Below are 18,050 nucleotides of genomic sequence, written 5' to 3' on the forward strand. Positions count from 1 at the left end.
ATTAGAATTTTAGCTTTGTATAAATTATAGTTATTTTTTTTTTTTTTTTCTAAAATTTAGTTCAACCTCTTGTAATTCAATCGGTTATTGTTGTTTTTTGCAATTAATTACTTCTAATCCTAAATGGATGAATGCATCCATTTAAAAAATTATTAACTTGCAGTATTAAATTGTTATCATGAATATTTTAAAATTTTCAGGACACGACACATTTCATTGTAGACAACAGTGGTTGTCAAAGGGTATTAAAGTTATTGAAAATGAGGGTGTTGGAGTGTTTTCGTTGCCTGAAGTAGCTATATCAAAATTAGGAGTAGGTAAAAATATGGTACAGTCAATACAACATTGGCTGAAAGCTTTTGGATTGATCAATGAGAAATATGAGATCTTAGAAATTTCCAAAAAAATATTTTTGCCAGAAAATGAGTTTGATCCTTATTTAGAAGATGAAGGAACATTATGGCTGTTGCAGTATAAAATCTGCCACACAAATTACGCAAGTATTTATAAGCTTGTGTTTTCAGAGTTTTTTAATGATAAAATAAATTTAGAGTTTTCTGAAACTCAGGTCATACAGTTTATTGCAAAGAAGCTTAGAGATGCTAAAATAAGAGAAGTAAGTAACAATACGTTAAGTTCCGATTTTAAAGTTTTTGTAAGGTCATATGCAACGCCTGTCAAGTCATTAAAAACCATTGAAGATGATTTTAATTCTCCTTTTTTAGAGCTTAATCTAATTTCTCAATTATCATATAAAAATGCTTTCGGAGATACTGTTTACAGAATCAATAAAGACAGTGAAAAGTATATTCCATTATCCATATTTGCATATTGCCTTTTAGATTATATGGGAGATAGGAGCATTATTTCTTACGACGAGATAAGAAATACTATAGGGGCTTATTTCTGTCTTTCCATTGAGGGATTGGAGAATTTAATTGACAGTCTGTGTGTTGATTACCAGGAGTTTGTTTATAAAAATGATGCAGGGATAAGACAAATACAAGTTAAAAATATTTCAAGAGACTATCAAAATAACTTATTGCAATCATACTATGGCGTATAATAATATATCTACAAATATTCTAAGGGACGAACAAAAAGAGCTTAACTATGTAGTTACGCCCAATGCGATTGAAATTTATGAAAGGATTATTGGAAGCTTGGGTAAGAGTAATAGATCCTTTACCCTTATTGGGAATTATGGAACAGGAAAGTCGACTTTTTTATGGGCTTTAGAAAAGAACTTACTCAATAAGAAAATATTTTTTAATACCAATAACGGGTCAGAGATAAAATCGTATGATTTTATTAAGTCAATTGGAGATAATGTTTCTTTAACGCATGTGCTCCTTAAAGTTCTTGGCTTAAAAGAGGGAGGTTCGGTAGAGGTCCTGCAAGAACTTGAAAAAAGAAGAACTTCTGCTGCAAAAAAAAATAACGGATTAGTCTTAATCATTGATGAGTTTGGAAAGTTTCTGGAGTTCGCAAGCAAAAGTAAAGACAACAATGATTTGTATTTGTTACAGCAGATTTCTGAATGGTGTAATGATGATAAAAAAAATGTATTTTTTATAATTTCATTACATCAAAGTTTTATTTCCTATTCTAATTCTCTGGAAGCAACAGAAAGACAGGAGTGGGAAAAAATTAAAGGAAGATTTATTGAGCTGCCCTTTAATGAACCGGTAGAACAATTGCTCTACTTTGCATCAAAAAAACTGGATGATTTTGAATTGCCCAAAAGCAGACAAAATGACTTTAATCTTTTAAATAAGTTAATAAAAAAGAATAACCTTATCAGTTTTATTAAATTTGATATCTCTGAGTTAGCAAAATCCCTTTATCCGTTAGATTGTTTATCTGCGAGTATTCTCGTATATTCTTTACAGCGTTACGGACAAAATGAGAGATCTTTGTTTACATTCCTTAATGATGGCTCAAAATTTTCTATTAACTCATTTAAAGGTAAGTTTTATGCCATTTCAAATGTGTTTGATTATTTGGTCAATACGTTGGGAAGTGAAATATATAGTTTTAATAATAGTCACCGTTCTCAATGGCAAACCTGTTTTGCTGCATTGGAAAGAGCTGAATTAATTGATGAAGTCGACTATTCGTTAATGGCGACCATTATTAAGACGATCTGTCTTGTGAATATTTTTACTAAAGCAGGAAGCCTATTTGATCGTGAATTTATTTCAGGATATATTAAATACACTACTGACTTTACCATTTCGGATGTTGAAAAAGCTATTGTGAAGCTGGATAAAGCGGGAATTATCCGTTTTTACAGACACAGTAATAAGATCAATTTTTTAGATGGCACAGATATAGATATCGAGCAAGAGCTCGCAGCAGCATCTAAGGAAATTAACCAGGGTTTTTCTGTCAGCAATACTATTTCTGATTATATTGATTTCCCGGTAATCCTTGTAAAGGAAAATTCATTTGAAAGAGGGACGCCTCGATTTTTTGAATTTAAGATTCTTTCTGATATTAATAAAATAAGCAATGCAGAGGGTCCATTGGACGGATATATTAATCTTATTCTGGATGGCTCTTTAAAAGAAAAGGATGTGCGCACTGCATCAGTGAATGCAGGGAGTAATCTTTTTGTTATTTATAAAAATTCAAAAGAGATACACAATGAAATTTTTACCATTAATAAACTTGAATTTTTAATTGATAAACATTCGGAAGACATAAATGCCGTTAAGCTTCTCAAAAAGGAAAGAGATTTTCATTCTAAACAATTAGAAAAATTTGTTTTAGATAATCTGTTTGTTTCCAATGATCAGAACGTTTGGTATTATAATGGTTTACCTAGAGCAATTGAGTCGAAAAAGTCTCTCAATAAAATGCTTTCAATAATTTGTAATGAGGAATTTGAAAGTGCACCCAACCTTAAGAATGAATTAATCAACAAGGAATTTCTCAGTCCTCAGATACTTACTGCAAGGAAAGCGCTTCTCCGCTATTTATTGAGCAATGAGACGTTAGAAAACTTAGGATTTCCGGAGGATAAATTTCCACCAGAGAAATCAATTTATATTTCATTGCTGAAAGATACAGGTATCCACTCAAGAAATAAGCAACTCAAACATTTCTCGTATGGGGCTCCCTCGGATGAAACATTTAGAGCCTTATGGGAAGAATGTACTAATTTTTTGAGATCTACACATTCGGCAAAAAGAAATTTAGCAGAACTGTATGAAATTTTAAGCAAAGCTCCTTATAAATTAAAAAAAGGCTTTATCGATTTTTGGATTCCCATGTTTTTAATTATAAATAAAGAAGATTTTGCCTTATTTCATGAAACCAATGGATTTGTACCTTACTTAACTGAAGATGTATTGGATTTAGTTCATAAATTACCTTCTAATTATGCAGTTAAAAGTTACGAAATATCAGGATTAAACGTCAATCTTTTAGAAAGCTACAAAGAACTTGTACAAATTGGAAACGATGAAGCTGGAGCTAAAAGTACGTTTCTTTCAATCTATGGGAACTTCTTGCGTTTTTACAGGGGGTTAAATGAATATGCATTATATACAAAGAGTGTTTCACCAAAAGCAGTTAATTTCAGAGAGGCAATAAAGAACTCAAAGGACCCTGAAGATGCTTTATTTTCACAGTTTCCAAACGCATTAGGATTTTATACAATGTCAATTATTGAGAATGATGAAATTTTAAAATCATATACTTTTCACATACAGGATGCAATCAGGGAACTTCGAAGTGCCTATGATAATCTTCTGAATAGAATTGAAGGCCACATTATAAGTTCTTTTGCCTGTAGCTCTGATGATTTTGTAGTATATAAAGCAGAGATTGGAGAACGATTAATTAATGTCAATATACATTTACTTGGGTCGGAACAGTCTGTTGTATACAAAAGGCTTATTTCTTCTTTGGATGATAGAGCTTCGTGGTTAAAGTCAGTAGCGGACGCCGTATTGGGAAAATCAATTGATAAAATGATTGATGAAGAAGAAGTTTTACTGATGAATAATCTACAGGAGTTTATCCTGGGGTTGATAAAAGCCTCTGAGCTTCATGAATTTGCTCCAAATGATAATAGAAGCATGGTTTCCATTCAAATGATTGGTGTTTCTGGTGCTATTTTGGATGATAAGATTATAATTTCCAGAGATCCTAACCCAGAATTTGAAGCGATTAAAACACAGGTAATGGAGCGTTTAACCACATTGGATATTCACAGGCGTAAGCAAATGCTTATGGAGTTGCTATCCGGTGAATTTCAACAAGATTTAGTAGTATGAGTGAAATAAAACAAGTTTTAGGAATTTCCGGAGGAAAAGACAGTGCTGCCTTGGCTATTTACATGAGCAGAAAACACCCAGATATTGATGTTGAATATTATACTTGTGATACAGGAAAAGAATTAAAAGAAACCTATGATCTTATTAATAAACTAAATTCTGTGTTGGGCAAGGATATCCGTCTTTATAAATCCATAGACGAATTAAATTCTCCTGAAAAAAATCCCTTCGATCATTTTATGGCAGTAGGAGGTGGTTATCTGCCTTCAGCTACTGCACGATGGTGTACAACAAAAATGAAGCTTCAACCATTTGAAGAAGAAATTGGAGATACTCCAACGATCTCCTATGTGGGAATAAGAGGTGATGAAAATAGAGAGGGGTATATTTCAAAAAAAGAAAATATACAATCTATTTTTCCTTTCAGAAAAAATATTTGGAGTGAAGATGTTATAAAGAAGTTCCTTTCTAATTCAAATATTGATTTTGTTGCAGCTCATTATAGATTATTAGCGGGTGAAAATCATGATATTGAGTTGATTTTGCAGTACGTTAATCTTCCTATATCTCCCCGTTTTACACAGAGACAAAAGCTCAATGCACTGCTGGAAACTGATGTGAAACTTTTTAATAAAGTAGTATTTGAATTTCTGAAAACAACTGATTATCCTGTCGGAAAACTGGAAAGTTTTTCTCTTGTTGACAATGACGAAGTTCTTGGAATTGATGATATTTTTTATATCCTTGAAAATTCAGGAGTGGGAATTCCTACATACTATCTGCCCATTGAATATACTGTTGAAATTGACGGAGAGCTTAAGCATGGAACTTATTCAAGAAGCAGATCAGGATGTTTTTTTTGTTTTTTTCAGCAAAAAATAGAATGGGTTTGGCTTTTAGAACAACATCCTGACTTGTATGAAGAGGCCATAAAATATGAAAAAGAAGGCTTTACGTGGACTATAGAACCTCTTATAGAGCTCAAAAAACCTGAAAGGGTAAATTCTATTAAAAAAGAACACTATCTTAGGATGAACAGAAATAAAATAAAAACAGCAAACAACTGGCAGGATGAAATCCTTCAAGCAGAGGGAGAGGGTTGTGCAAGTTGCTTTATCTAAATAATTATGAGTATAAATCAAGATGAGTTTGATATCGAAGATTTTGATACCGGTGTAAATTTTAGTGTTGATGCGGGATTAATTAACAGACTCGGAGATGAATTGGTAGGGAGATCGGAAACTGCGGTTTCTGAATTAATCAAAAATGCTTATGATGCTGATGCTAATAATGTCGTTTTAAACTTCATTGATTCTGATTCCTTAAGCGGATCTTTAGTTATTAAGGATGACGGGATAGGTATGAATTTATCTCAATTAATCAATGGGTTTATGAGGTTATCATCGTCGGATAAACTCCATAATCCGGTTTCTCCTATTTTCGAAAGACAAAGAGCTGGGCGAAAAGGAATTGGACGATTCGCCACACAAAGGCTCGGAAATAAACTGACTATCATCACTAAAGATAAAAATTCTAAAAAAGGGTTAAAGCTTGAAGTAGATTGGACACAGTACAAGATAGATACTGATTTAACAAGTATTTACAATCCGATATCAGAGATTGATGTAGATTTTGTTTCCGGAACAATTTTAACAATAAATGACCTAAAGGATACTTGGACAGAATCACAAATTAAAAGAGTTTTTAGATATGTTTCAGATCTACTTCAACCTGATTACCTTTCAACATTAGGGTCTAATCTTAATATCGCTCTAGAAAACTCTGATGGCTATTTTAATGTTAGCTGTTTTAAAACAAACGGCTTTGAATCTGTTGAAATTGCGAGTGTTGAGACTATGGTGTTTGACAATGCATTAGGGGTGATTGAAGGTTCTGTTAGCAATAATGTAGGAGTTTGCCGTGTGGTCAGCAGACGTTTTGATATTGATGATGAAATTATTCTAGAAGGTCAATATAATAAGCTTGAAAATACAGTCCACTTTAAGGCTTACTATTTTATATATAACTATGAATGGTATGACGGATATATTCCTAAAATGGAATTTCAAAGGATTAAAGATTTATCTGAGGAAAATGGGGGAATAAAATTGTATCGCAATGGATTCAGAGTTTTGCCCTATGGAGAAAAAGGTAATGACTGGGCTAATATTGAAAAAGCTAATCTAAGAACACAAGACAATGCATATGTTCCTTTCAATAACAATAGCTTCTTTGGGTTTGTTGAAATCGTTGACAGAGATGGAAATGTCTTTGAAGAAACCTCAAGTAGGGAAGGATTGATTGAAAATGAAGCTTTTACACAGTTAACCAATTTTATAAATAACGCTTTACGCCAAGCCGCTTTACGAATAAATTCGGCAAGATACAGAGAGAAGAAAACAAGAAATTCAACAGATTCTGAAAGTATAAATTATAATAGCGATACAAGAAATAGTCAGCAAAGGCTTCTTGGCCTTAAAGGAAAAAGCCCTGAAGATGATAAACTTATTGATGATGTCATCCATCAGCTTGAAGAGAGGGAAATGCTTAGAGTACTTGCGGGAATTGGGCTTAATATTGCAGAATTTACTCACGAAATCAGACAATTTATTCCATCTTTTAACGGAAGTATAAACTTTCTTTCAAGTCAGGAAAACTTAAATGAACAAGCAAAAGAATCTTTATTGAATCTGAAAGATAACTTTAATCGTTTTAAAACGTATACATCTTATATTGATAATACAATAACCCGTAATGTTAACAGAGAAAAACAACCTTTAGACATTAGGAAATTAGTCACTGAATTTAAAAATATTATATCTTTCGAACTCAAGAATATTTCTATCAAGTTTTTTGATGAATTTTACGGTTATGATCTTTATACTGAACCGATGCATCCCTCAGAATGGTCTTCTATACTGTATAATTTATATACCAATTCAAAGAAAGCAATAAAAAGAGCAAATAGGGCTCAGGGAATGATTAAAGTTATTTGCGGCAGAGAAGATGGTAAAGTCTATCTTGAATTTATGGATAATGGGGATGGTATTCCTCAAAAAAATCAAGATAGGATATTTGATGCCTTTTTTACAACATCTTCATCAGGCCCCATGAATGTTAACAGAAATGATGCTGTCACTGGAACCGGATTAGGACTGAAAATAGTAAAAGATATTATTTTATCCTATAGGGGCAGTATAAAAGTAATTGATCCGGAAGAAGAATTTATAACCTGCCTTAGAATAGAAATCCCTGAGGCATCATTAGATACATTAGAAAAATATGGCTATTAGATATTATTATATTGATGACGATCCTAAATCTACAATCACAGAAACAGCAAAGGGATTAAGTATACATCCGGAAGAATTGATCGTGACTGCATTTCAGCATAAGGAGTGGGATAAGCAAATAAGTTTTATCATTGAAAATCAGCAGAACTTTGATGGACTGCTTCTTGACTGGACACTAAATCAGAAAAGTGAGGAAGGGGCAGACGCTAATTTTAATGTCGAAGCATTAGCTCAGCAATTGAGAAGACATATTATTGATAATGATAAAATCAAAAAAGATTTTCCGATTGTGATATGTTCAGCGGATTATAGATTTCAGGATATTTTTTCCAAAGAAACAAGCGGACATGATCTATTTGACTTAGTTTTCGAAAAAGACGAGTTTGATACAGATCAGGAAAAGATTATTTTACAATTGAAAGATCTTGCCGAAGGTTATAAAAGTATCTCGACCCATAAATCAATAAAGGAAATATTTGGAATCGAAAATTTAGAAGAGCTTGACTATAGGGTTCTCGACTACATGGAAAATCAAATTGGTCAGCCTACCCATGAGATTGCGAGGTTTATGCTTACTAAAATTGTAAAAAGCAACGGTATTCTTATCGATGAATACCTATTGGCTGCACGTTTGGGTGCAGATATATTAAATATTGATGAAAACAGCGTCCAAGAGTGGCATAAGCTAATGGGTATTATTAGTGAAACCCAATTTAGAGGTGTTTTTTCCAATGCCTGGCCTAAATGGTGGATGCACAAAGTAGATGAATTTTGGACAAATACTTTTGAAAACTCTTTAGGAAACCTGAATGCTCCCCAAAGGATTGAGATGCTCAATGAACAGTTTGGACTTCATTTGAAACCTGCACCCATTCTGGAGAAAGCATCTAGCAGTGATTTTTGGGTGGTATGTAAGAAAACGCATACACCATTGGCCATGAATGATGCTATTCTGGCTACTTCAGATGTTAATAGTTCTCCCTGGGAAGAAGATGAATATTATTCTATTGAAACAGCGTTGGAGGAGGATCCTAAAAATATACATATCTTAGAAAAAGAAAGGGTTAAAAAATTAAAAGCGGAACATACTAAGATTAGACCCAGATGAGAGAAAATCAAATTAAAAAGGATGTGAGGACATTGAGCCAATTACTAGGGAAATGGGGTAAAAATGTTCCTAAAGCGAATATTTTGAATACTAACTTTAGCTGCAGTTCTAAAGATAGTATCATAACTTACAGCTTGAATAAATCATCTCCACTAATCTTTAAAAACATTGATCTCGATCGCCATTCCATACCCAGTGGCATTGAAAACCTACCTATTGATAAAAAAGAATTTGAAGTCCATTTAAATATTGTGCTAGCAGAACATTCTTTAGATGATGATTATGCTGTAGATCCGTTAACAAGATTAGGAGTTACAATTAAGGTTAATGGCTTATATGAAAAAGGTGAAGAGGATTCCAAATATGTTGTCTGCAGCTGGCATTTAGATAGGGATGCTCCAGAAGATTCTACTTATTGTCATCCTCTTTATCATTTGAATTTTGGAGGTGATTCAATGACATCTCATGCTCTTGAAGAACCCAACTTTTTTGGTAATTTACTATTGATGCCCAATCCTCGTATCATCCACCCACCTATGGATTTGATATTAGCATGTGATTTTATCATTCGTAATTTTTATAAAAAAACAACCCACCAGTCCATTACCAATTTACCAGCCTATAAAGATATTTTTAATAGAGCTGCGAATAGATATTGGGCATCTTATGCGTTTGCTTTTGCATCAAAATGGAATGATACATTGTCTGTTTCCAATCTCAGTCATAATAAAGTAATTGGATTATAAAACGATATTTCAGATTGAAAAAGATCTTTCACCACGGCGTGTAAATTAATTATCATATAGAGTCATTTAAACATAAAAGCTTCTCTTTGGAGAAGCTTTTATTGTAATAATGTCCAATCAAACCATTGCCGAACTGGTTAATGTGCTATTTTGGATATCAGATAACTTTTTATATCATTTTGTTGCAGTAATTGAATTAATATGGTATCAATTTCAATTGTAGATATTTCTCGTTTAAGCTCTTGAGTATTTCTAAAGTTGCTTATGTCATTTTTTAATGTTAATCGTATATAATCTCTATTTATAAAAGCCTTTAGAGGTAATCCAATATTATTATTAGTCGAAGCAAATTGGCTTTTATAGTCTTTCCATACCTGCTGAAATTCACTTTCAAGTTCAGTAATATCAAAGTATTTAGATTCTAGCTTGGCATAAATATTCAGAAAGGAGATGAGTAAGATAATCTGATGCGGAGCAAGATTACCCCTTGCTTTATCCCGCTTAAGTCCTTTAACAAATTCTTCAGGATCCATGGTTAAGTTTTTAAATTAAAATCAATTATAATTTTACTGTTTTAATCTTACAATCATATCCAGATAAGACGTCGGATTTATAAGGTATCCTGGATTGTCTTCCAGTTTTTCTTTGATAAGGGTTAATCCCCCATTAGTATAGGATTCCATAGTAGTTATTAAATCTTTGATGACTTGGTCTTCAGAAACTTCTCCTTTATCCAGTGCAATTAAATCAATATCTGTTTTTGCCATGAGTGCTATAAATATATATTCCTGAATTTTTGTGAAGTCTTTTCTTGTGGAAATATTGGTTTTACTTCCCCAACTCATGATAGGATAGCTAAAATTCTCTTTCTTGGTATTTTTATTGATAGATATATATTCATCGCTGTATAGGCCCAGAAAAAAGGCATATATATATAGTTCATAATTATTACTAAAGGTTTTTCCTAAACTGATCTTTTTTTCACCTTCAGCACCGAACTTTTTTGATAAGGGTTCAAAGACTGTAGCTTTAAAGATTTCATCATATTGAGGAATTTTTGTTTTCCATTTTTCAAATAAATTGTCCATAATTAAATTTCTACAATTTCAGTGTTAATAGTTTTTAAATTCTTTTCGTCAAATGGCCTCTCCAATCTAAGCCAGAAAGCTTTTTTCCGTTTTACATGTGCAAAATCCTCTTCTATTTGTAATGCCTCATTACTGTCTCTTCCAATATAATCCTTAAGAAGAATAATGGTCTGATTTTCTCTTTGATAGATCAAATTTAAAAATTGAGTCATTTTGCTGGATCCGAAGGATGATGTAGGAGCATCAAAAAGCAAAGGATAACCTTCTTCTCGAATTTCATGAGCAAGATCCGAGATGGCCAATAAAACAGCTATATGCATAGATGTCAGTAATGATTGATTAGGAGAATAAAATATACTTCCATCTTCTTCCTGTAGTTGAACTTTAACTTTTTCCCTGTTGCTATTAATTGTAAAAACGATTACTCCTGTGAATGCATCGACATTAATTGTTGAGAATATGTCGTTGGATTTGTTCTCTAGTCGGCCTACAAATTCATCAAACTTTCTATTTTTAGTATCAATGAGAATTGTTTCTACATGTCTTAATATATTTCTTGTGTTTAGAAGAAATTTACTTGCATTAGTGAGGTCAATTTCATCCTTATTATCTTCTAGTATTTTCAGTTTACCATTAATATCCTCTAGTTCTAAGGTATAGTCTTTTGATTCCTGTTTTAAGTCTTCTAAATCTTTCTGCCAGGAATTGTAATCTTTTAATACTACATCTAGATCCTCAGAGCCGATTGTTGAATTACCAATAATTTTAGATCTTTCCTTAATTTCCTTTTCAAGTTTCTCTTTAAGCTCTTTCGCTTCTTCTTTTCTTTTATGATTGAATTCAAATAATGACTCAATCTCTGAAGGGATATTTCTGATGTCTGCCAGACTATCTTCATGATTACTGCTCAGGTATACTAACTTACCCGTATAGTTGAAATTATAAAGCTTTTTAGGCTCAGCCTCTTGAATTTCTGTTTGAGCCTCCAGATATTGCTGTAATCTATTTGTCATAAATTCCAACGCTTCAGAACCTTCTTCTGCTTCACGATTGCAAACTTTGCAAAATTTGTCTTTTATCATTTCTTCCATAATTGCTTTCGAAGGCGTGCCTATCGGAAGCGGTATAAGATCTTTCAATAAAGCAATATTCGCTCTTTTTTCTCCTTCTTTTATACCTTGGTCTTTATCATATTGTGACTGAAGCTTGCGTCTTTGCTTGCTAAATTCAGTAATCTTTTGGGTAAATTCATGATGAATATTTTCAAAATGCATAAGAATCCATTTCTCATCCAATAAATTGGTTGTATAGTTTTCATCAATTTGAGATTCTGTTTTTGACAAGGACTCTTGTATAATTTGAATTCTTTTATTGATGATATCTAATGTCTTGGCATTATCAACATACTTTTCAGCATTTTTGATGTTTTTTTTAGTTTTATCAATGTTATTAGTAGTCTGTTCCAAAAAAGTAAGGCAATTTCTTTTTTTGCCTAGTAGAGTGCCAATTTCCCGCTCTAATCTACTGTATTGAGACTGATTTTGAGAATTCTTTTTTGATGCATTATCAACAGCTTTTTCTGCTGCATCCTTTAAAAATGCGCCTTTTTTTTCGTACTTATAATAATGTTTTGTATCTGAAAATAACTTTACCAAAACCGTCAAAGATTCCTCACTATCAAAAATATTGAGTTCATCTTCCCCTTTAAACATAGTGTACTTCTGAATTTCTCGGGGAAATATTTCTTCCAGCAAACTGTAACCATCTACAGGATAACGCTCGCCATTAATTTCTTCCTGAATGCCTTTAAGAACAAAATTGCTGATCTCAAAATCATTGGTATCAGATTTATCAACGACAAATTCCTTTGTTAATATTTTATGTTGTTCAAATTGTTCAACTGTAATTTCAACTCTAACTTTAAATGAGCTACCCGATTCCAAGTAAGCCATTGCTTTTTTGGAAATTAAAAAATCAAGACCTTCAGGTCTTTCACTTTTGGTACTGTTTAAAAGCCATTGTAGGGCTTCAAAAAATTTTGTTTTCCCTTCACCGTTTTCTCCCAATATAATATTGAGACCGTTCATTAGGTTAAATTTCTTGACCCCATAATAACACTGGTAGTTTTCTATAAGAACTTCTTTAATAATCATTGGTCTCTAAATTTAAGAATTGTGTAATTTGGGCATATAATGCTTTATCTGTTAAGATGTTGTTGGGGCCTTCAGTATTTTCAACAACAACTGCCAAGGTCTTAATAATTGCATGCTTTGAATCCAATCCTTCTTGTATTGTTTTCGGGAGATCTGCGGGAGGAATGTCATATTGTTCCTGAATAATTTCGTGTTTAAGAAAACTCATAAATATTTCGTCTTTTCGTGCCATATGGTTATTTGTTTTTAATATCTGATAAACTAATACTGTAATAGGTAAGAACCTCCCGAAGCTCATTATAGGTGTCAATTTTATTACTTGAGAGGTTAGAAAAATCGACAACTCTTTCAAGTTCTTTTTGAATCATGTTTTTCTCCATATCAAAAGTCAGTTCACCTCCTGCCTCAGGTACAACGATAAGGTCATGTATTATAGCATATGTTTTCTCGGGATGTATCCTTAAAACTCTTCCGCGTCTTTGTATAAATTGCCGAGGATTTCCTGTACTAGAACAAAATATTGCTAATTCGGTTCTGGGAACGTCAACTCCTTCATCTAAACATTTAATAGAAGTTAAAACGTCAATATCTCCGTTTTGAAAATCTTTGATGACATGATCCCTGTTAATTGTATTTGAAGTAAACTGTTTTACCATGATTGAAGAATGTGTCCTGCTTATAACTTTGGTGTATTCATTAATAAGTTTTATATCTTCAATAGTCTCATTTTGATCGTCATCTTTTTCATAATTTGGTTCAATGCCTTCCGGAACGTAAACTAGACTATATTTTAAAGTTCCTTTCTTATTAAACTCCTCTTCAATTATCTTCCTGAACATTTCGATTTTATTAAAAGCTTTGTGAATAATTCTTTTTCGCTCTAATAATAACATTTCAACTTCTTTACAATCCTTGTATTTCTTGGTTTTTGTATCAAAGTATTTAATTAGTTGTTTGGATTTTTTAATATATTCAGATAGTTCAGTATCCGTGAGTTTTATAATGTGAGGGTAATATTTATATTTGCATAGCCATCCCATTTTGAGGGCTTTGTCCATAGTGAAACTATAGATATACGGCGGCGTATCATTAAAAAAAATCTCGATTTTTTTATTCCCGGTATCATCAAATTGTCTATCAGGAGTTGCTGAAAGACCAATCCTTTTATGTAAATGTATTTTTGGTAATAGTCTTGAAATGTTTGGAGATCCCAAATTATGAGCTTCATCAGCAATAAATAAGGTGTCTTTTGGAAGTTCCTGAAAATGAGCTTGGAAATTTTTTTTATAAAAAGCGGCATAAGTGACAATTATCACAAATGAAATATCAATAAAATTACTGGCACTGTTTAAAAAAGAAATATTTTGTGGCCATTTTTCTTTGTTGCTTACTGTTATTATATTGTTGAAATTGAATTTTTTACATTCATTTTTCCATTGCTCTAACAAGGCTTTTGTTGGGACGAGGATAATGGCTTTATAATGTTTTCCAACTTTATATTCATTAAGAAGGCAATTAAGAGAAGTCAATGTTTTACCTGTTCCGGTTGCCATATTAAATAAACCTTTCTTATCATTTGCCAGCCATTTTTCATGTGCCTCAAGTTGATACGACCTCGGACCTTCGGAATAAGGAAATTTTGGTGATTGTTCTAACTTGTAATACTTGGCAGTTTGTTGTATTGCAGAATTAACAGATTTTTGAAGTTTACTGTTTTGTAAAGCAATGCTCTTTTTTTCAAGTAATTCTTTTTCCTGAATAAGTAATGCCGAGAGACTTTTATTTCCAAAGATATCAAGAAGGGATTCTTTAATATTGGTGATATCTAAATATTCTATAAAATCTGCCGTACCATTAAATATTTCATTAAAGTATCTATCTTGTTTATTGATGAACTTTCTTGATCTTTCATCATCCCAAGACAAAAAACATTCAAGCTCTTCCAAATTTTCCAAAAGACCATAGGCGGTAAAGTTACACGAGGATTTGAACCCTACGGTATCTTTTCCGTCACTGAATATTCCGGATTTATAGTGGGCAATTCCTTTCTTGTCTTTGGGTTTGATAATTTTAAATTCAATCCTGTCATTAGCAATTAACCAGGCAAAACATTCAAAAAAATGAGTCCCGTAATCATCTAATGCCATTTTTAAATTATAAAGATTATTAAAGTCATGTAATATAATATCTTTTTTTTCTTGACCTTTTTCTATAGCTTCTTTATCTTGTGAAGACAGAACATTATTGATAATAATCCTCATTTTTCCACCGGAGTGAATGAAATTTGCAAATCCTAACGAAAGAACATTTAAAGCAGATGAACTGAAATAGCCTAACAAAAGATCAAAACTTTTGCTATTGCATAATGAGTCTAAATAAAACTGCAAAGGCTCATCATCGCTTCCTGTTTTATAGTCTCTGTCTTTCGCCCAAATTGCGTCTTTCATCATAATGTATTATTATATATGGTTTTTCAAATAATCGATAAAATCTTTGATCTGAAATTCTTTAGTATTATGATCGATTGATATTCTAAGCGTTTGCTTACATTCTGCATCTGTAAATCCCATTGCTTTTAAAACATGAGAACTTTCAATAATTTGAGAAGTACAGGCTGAACCATTGCTTAATGCATAATTAACTGCCTGAGGGATAAATGTATCGGAATCTAGCCCCGGTATAAAAATATTCATAATGTTAAATACACAATTATTCTTGCTTCCAATCAGTTTTGCACCTTTAATATCCATTAGCATATTGATAAAATAATCATGTAAGTTTTTATTAATCTGAAAATTCTGATTTTGCTCTTTAATTGCAATCTCACATGCTTTACCTAAACCTACTATAAGTGGGGTATTATAGGTCCCGGGTCTTAATCCTTTTTCTTGACTTCCGCCATGAAATAGTGGAGTCACGCTGATTTCTCTTCTCTTAAATAAAATACCAACTCCTTTGGGAGCATTTAGCTTATGACCGCTAAAGCAAAGCATATCGATATTATCTTTTTGCACATCAACAGGTATTTTCCCAATAGCTTGTGTTGCGTCACAAAAAAAAGCAATATTATTTTCCCTAGCTAAATCTCCGATTTCTTTAATAGGCTGGATAACCCCGGTTTCGTTGTTAACGTACATTATACAAATTAAAATGGTATCGGCACGAATAGCATCTTTAAGTTCGGAAATGGATAGTAACCCTTCAGCATTAACATTTAGATAAGTAACTTCTACACCTTTAGTTTCGAGGTTTTCACAAGTTGATAAAACTGCTTTATGTTCCGTTTTTACTGTAATAATATGGTTTCCCTTTTCGTAATTTGCTTCCACATATCCTTTGAGTGCAATATTAATAGACTCAGTTGATCCTGAAGTGAAAGTAATATCCTCGGCATTCGAATTGATCAAGTCGGCAACCTTCTTTCTGGATTTTTCAATGACCAACTGTGATGTTTGACCAAAATCATGATTACTGGATGCATTTCCGTATAACTCTGTAAAATAAGGAAGCATTGATTCAAAAACTCGTGAATCAACTTTTGTTGTGCTTGCAGTATCAAAGTAATTAAATGCCATTTTATCTTTTTATTACAATATTACAAATGTTATAAACAATTTACAAACCTGATCCTCTGCCTTATAAGAATACAACTTTTTTTCATGATTTAAAAACTATAGCCAGTAATCATGTTTATACTAGACCGTTTTGCATATTCCAACTATACAAGATGTTATATTCTCCACCTTGCAAAATCATATCATTCTTCAACAAAGTTTTGAGTACACTTTACAATTGATATTTTTCCTCCAACAGAACAGTAACAGGTAGAGCAGTCTAATAGTTCCTTTTTGCCATCAATTTCAAAATCAGAGGTATTATCCCATTTAATTGGTAAAGGAGTACAGGAAGATCTTAAAACACTACACATTCCAAAAGGTTTAATGTTAATATTAGGCTGTCTGTCTTCTTCTGTGGCCTGTAGCTTTCCATCAATACTCATGAAAGATTGACTTGTTACTGTGAGTGGAGCTGGTGAAGCTCCTTTATCACATTTTAACTTAGTGGTATCTGTTATATATTGAGACATTATTTTATTGTTGTTTATGACAATCTATTTCTTTCAATCCCACATACTCCCAGAAACCTCCAACCTTTCTATAAAACTGGATATCTTTACCAAAATAAGCCTTACCTACCTCTGAGTCATAATCATACTCATATACACCAAATTTAACCCAGCATAATGAGAGCTCTCCACACTGTTTATTAGTTTCAAACGGATAAAAGTACAATCCTACAAAAAATAAAACAGTACAAAGAAGTAATAACATTCTTAAAAATATCTTTTTCATAGTTAGTATTTATCTAATGTTTTAAAATCTGCTTTTCGTTTTTGAAAATAATCAATGAGTTGCCCCAATTTGTTTACTTCATCTTTGTTTTTCAAATCTACAACTCCATTAACTAATTTTCCATTTCTGAATGCTCTTTCGTGCATTAACAAAATAACTTTCCCATTTTTCTTTCCAACAGCATCCCATAATCCCCCATAATAGGACATATCTAATAGTTCATCACGAACAGTCTCCCAAGATTCTGAAACCCTATCAAATCCAATATATTGTTTCGAGTACATATCATAGTAGGGATGAATATGATCATCGTTTCCAAAATCCATAGTTTTATTATTAACTTTTTCCTGAACCTTTGCAACAGAAGCATTTTTAAAATCCCAACTCTTTATATTCCATTCACAGTCCCAGCCATACACTTGATAACCTCTTTTTTCAAATAATTCTTTAGCCTCATCTTTTGTATCCTTACTATTATCGGAATCAATATCTACAAATTCTTTAGTGTGCCAAGTATTTCTTCCTGGAAATCTAGCCAGAGGGATTGTCTGGTTTTTAGATAAAGGAACATTCCTATTCTTTATAACTCCTTTTCCATAAATTTCATCTAAGTAATACAAAATTTGCTCTTTACATTTTGTAAAATCAGTAAACACACTTCTTTTATCTTCTGGCTTACTTCCATCTCCTTTATATTTAATCCCTTCCTTATAGGCATTTTTATAAAAATCATTTACATGTGAATAGCTATGATTACCTATAACATGATTCTCATATATATCTTTTAATATATCTAAAGCTTTTTTTCTATCCTTACTCTTCTCAATAAAATAATATAAATGTATCCCTGTTAAGAAAAATGTTCCTTTGATTCCTTTTTCCTTTAGTAATTGTAAAACCTCTTCTGTTCCTGCCTGTATTCCATCATCAAAGGTTAAATAGATTTCTCTCTGGACAATCTTAACAGGTTTAGTGTCTTTCAATTCACGTATAGCCAATATTTTAGTATCTCCCATTACTTTAG

Annotated in this window: 15 protein-coding genes; 6 read left to right on the forward strand and 9 right to left on the reverse strand. The window is 32.2% G+C overall.

Features of this window, described 5'->3' with window-relative positions:
- Positions 1-178 precede the first annotated feature (178 nt).
- Genes CQ022_RS14335 through CQ022_RS14360 form a run of 6 tightly spaced genes read left to right on the forward strand, consistent with a single transcriptional unit; the run spans position 179 to position 9,433 of the window.
- Positions 179-1,066: a DUF4007 family protein gene (locus CQ022_RS14335; RefSeq protein WP_105683032.1), complete on the forward strand. Its 888-nt coding sequence runs from the start codon at positions 179-181 to the stop codon at positions 1,064-1,066.
- The gene (locus CQ022_RS14340; RefSeq protein WP_105683033.1) at positions 1,056-4,286 is read left to right on the forward strand and encodes a hypothetical protein; all 3,231 of its coding nucleotides are present in this window, start codon (positions 1,056-1,058) and stop codon (positions 4,284-4,286) included. Before CQ022_RS14335 ends, CQ022_RS14340 begins: the two co-directional genes overlap by 11 nt.
- Complete coding sequence (locus CQ022_RS14345; protein ID WP_105683034.1) at positions 4,283-5,407, forward strand: phosphoadenosine phosphosulfate reductase family protein; 1,125 nt, start codon at positions 4,283-4,285, stop codon at positions 5,405-5,407. Before CQ022_RS14340 ends, CQ022_RS14345 begins: the two co-directional genes overlap by 4 nt.
- A 6-nt stretch (positions 5,408-5,413) precedes the next feature.
- The gene (locus CQ022_RS14350) at positions 5,414-7,579 is read left to right on the forward strand and encodes a sensor histidine kinase (protein ID WP_105683035.1); all 2,166 of its coding nucleotides are present in this window, start codon (positions 5,414-5,416) and stop codon (positions 7,577-7,579) included.
- On the forward strand, positions 7,569-8,687 hold the full coding sequence (locus tag CQ022_RS14355) for a hypothetical protein (RefSeq protein ID WP_105683036.1): 1,119 nt from the start codon (positions 7,569-7,571) through the stop codon (positions 8,685-8,687). Before CQ022_RS14350 ends, CQ022_RS14355 begins: the two co-directional genes overlap by 11 nt.
- Positions 8,684-9,433 (forward strand): hypothetical protein, encoded by a 750-nt coding sequence (locus CQ022_RS14360; RefSeq protein ID WP_105683037.1) that lies wholly within the window; start codon positions 8,684-8,686, stop codon positions 9,431-9,433. Before CQ022_RS14355 ends, CQ022_RS14360 begins: the two co-directional genes overlap by 4 nt.
- Before the next feature lie 137 nt (positions 9,434-9,570).
- On the opposite strand, the gene CQ022_RS14365 is transcribed toward CQ022_RS14360, so the two are convergent.
- The 9 genes from CQ022_RS14365 to CQ022_RS14405 all read right to left on the reverse strand — a co-directional run bounded on the left by CQ022_RS14365 (position 9,571) and on the right by CQ022_RS14405 (position 18,042).
- Positions 9,571-9,966, reverse strand: a complete 396-nt coding sequence (locus CQ022_RS14365) for a hypothetical protein (protein WP_105683038.1) — start codon at positions 9,964-9,966, stop codon at positions 9,571-9,573.
- Positions 9,967-9,999: 33 nt separating this feature from the next.
- A complete protein-coding gene (locus CQ022_RS14370) occupies positions 10,000-10,521 on the reverse strand; it encodes a hypothetical protein (RefSeq protein ID WP_105683039.1) in 522 nt (173 codons plus the stop codon).
- Positions 10,522-10,523: 2 nt separating this feature from the next.
- The gene (locus CQ022_RS14375) at positions 10,524-12,674 is read right to left on the reverse strand and encodes an AAA family ATPase (protein WP_105683040.1); all 2,151 of its coding nucleotides are present in this window, start codon (positions 12,672-12,674) and stop codon (positions 10,524-10,526) included.
- Positions 12,664-12,906, reverse strand: coding sequence for a hypothetical protein (locus CQ022_RS14380; RefSeq protein ID WP_105683041.1), 243 nt, complete (start codon positions 12,904-12,906; stop codon positions 12,664-12,666). Before CQ022_RS14380 ends, CQ022_RS14375 begins: the two co-directional genes overlap by 11 nt.
- 4 nt (positions 12,907-12,910) lie before the next feature.
- On the reverse strand, positions 12,911-15,124 hold the full coding sequence (locus CQ022_RS14385; RefSeq protein ID WP_105683042.1) for a DEAD/DEAH box helicase family protein: 2,214 nt from the start codon (positions 15,122-15,124) through the stop codon (positions 12,911-12,913).
- Positions 15,125-15,133: 9 nt separating this feature from the next.
- A complete protein-coding gene (locus CQ022_RS14390; RefSeq protein WP_105683043.1) occupies positions 15,134-16,249 on the reverse strand; it encodes a cysteine desulfurase family protein in 1,116 nt (371 codons plus the stop codon).
- A 182-nt stretch (positions 16,250-16,431) separates the two neighbouring features.
- The gene (locus CQ022_RS14395) at positions 16,432-16,761 is read right to left on the reverse strand and encodes a DUF4280 domain-containing protein (protein WP_105683044.1); all 330 of its coding nucleotides are present in this window, start codon (positions 16,759-16,761) and stop codon (positions 16,432-16,434) included.
- Positions 16,762-16,765: 4 nt separating this feature from the next.
- A complete protein-coding gene (locus CQ022_RS14400) occupies positions 16,766-17,026 on the reverse strand; it encodes a hypothetical protein (RefSeq protein WP_105683045.1) in 261 nt (86 codons plus the stop codon).
- Positions 17,027-17,028: 2 nt separating this feature from the next.
- Positions 17,029-18,042 carry a polysaccharide deacetylase family protein gene (locus CQ022_RS14405; RefSeq protein WP_105683046.1) on the reverse strand — a complete coding sequence of 338 codons (1,014 nt, stop codon included), beginning with the start codon at positions 18,040-18,042 and terminating at the stop codon, positions 17,029-17,031.
- Between the last annotated feature and the right edge of the window lie 8 nt (positions 18,043-18,050).

Source organism: Chryseobacterium culicis, assembly GCF_002979755.1.
GTDB classification, from domain to species: Bacteria; Bacteroidota; Bacteroidia; order Flavobacteriales; family Weeksellaceae; genus Chryseobacterium; species Chryseobacterium culicis_A.

Excerpts from the sequence above, each read along its gene's own strand:
- CQ022_RS14335 (WP_105683032.1), top strand. The coding sequence starts at position 179 with ATGAATATTTTAAAATTTTCAGGACACGACACATTTCATTGTAGACAA.
- CQ022_RS14340 (WP_105683033.1), top strand. The coding sequence starts at position 1,056 with ATGGCGTATAATAATATATCTACAAATATTCTAAGGGACGAACAAAAA.
- CQ022_RS14345 (WP_105683034.1), top strand. The coding sequence starts at position 4,283 with ATGAGTGAAATAAAACAAGTTTTAGGAATTTCCGGAGGAAAAGACAGT.
- CQ022_RS14350 (WP_105683035.1), top strand. The coding sequence starts at position 5,414 with ATGAGTATAAATCAAGATGAGTTTGATATCGAAGATTTTGATACCGGT.
- CQ022_RS14355 (WP_105683036.1), top strand. The coding sequence starts at position 7,569 with ATGGCTATTAGATATTATTATATTGATGACGATCCTAAATCTACAATC.
- CQ022_RS14360 (WP_105683037.1), top strand. The coding sequence starts at position 8,684 with ATGAGAGAAAATCAAATTAAAAAGGATGTGAGGACATTGAGCCAATTA.
- CQ022_RS14365 (WP_105683038.1), bottom strand. The coding sequence starts at position 9,966 with ATGGATCCTGAAGAATTTGTTAAAGGACTTAAGCGGGATAAAGCAAGG.
- CQ022_RS14370 (WP_105683039.1), bottom strand. The coding sequence starts at position 10,521 with ATGGACAATTTATTTGAAAAATGGAAAACAAAAATTCCTCAATATGAT.
- CQ022_RS14375 (WP_105683040.1), bottom strand. The coding sequence starts at position 12,674 with ATGATTATTAAAGAAGTTCTTATAGAAAACTACCAGTGTTATTATGGG.
- CQ022_RS14380 (WP_105683041.1), bottom strand. The coding sequence starts at position 12,906 with ATGGCACGAAAAGACGAAATATTTATGAGTTTTCTTAAACACGAAATT.
- CQ022_RS14385 (WP_105683042.1), bottom strand. The coding sequence starts at position 15,124 with ATGATGAAAGACGCAATTTGGGCGAAAGACAGAGACTATAAAACAGGA.
- CQ022_RS14390 (WP_105683043.1), bottom strand. The coding sequence starts at position 16,249 with ATGGCATTTAATTACTTTGATACTGCAAGCACAACAAAAGTTGATTCA.
- CQ022_RS14395 (WP_105683044.1), bottom strand. The coding sequence starts at position 16,761 with ATGTCTCAATATATAACAGATACCACTAAGTTAAAATGTGATAAAGGA.
- CQ022_RS14400 (WP_105683045.1), bottom strand. The coding sequence starts at position 17,026 with ATGAAAAAGATATTTTTAAGAATGTTATTACTTCTTTGTACTGTTTTA.
- CQ022_RS14405 (WP_105683046.1), bottom strand. The coding sequence starts at position 18,042 with ATGGGAGATACTAAAATATTGGCTATACGTGAATTGAAAGACACTAAA.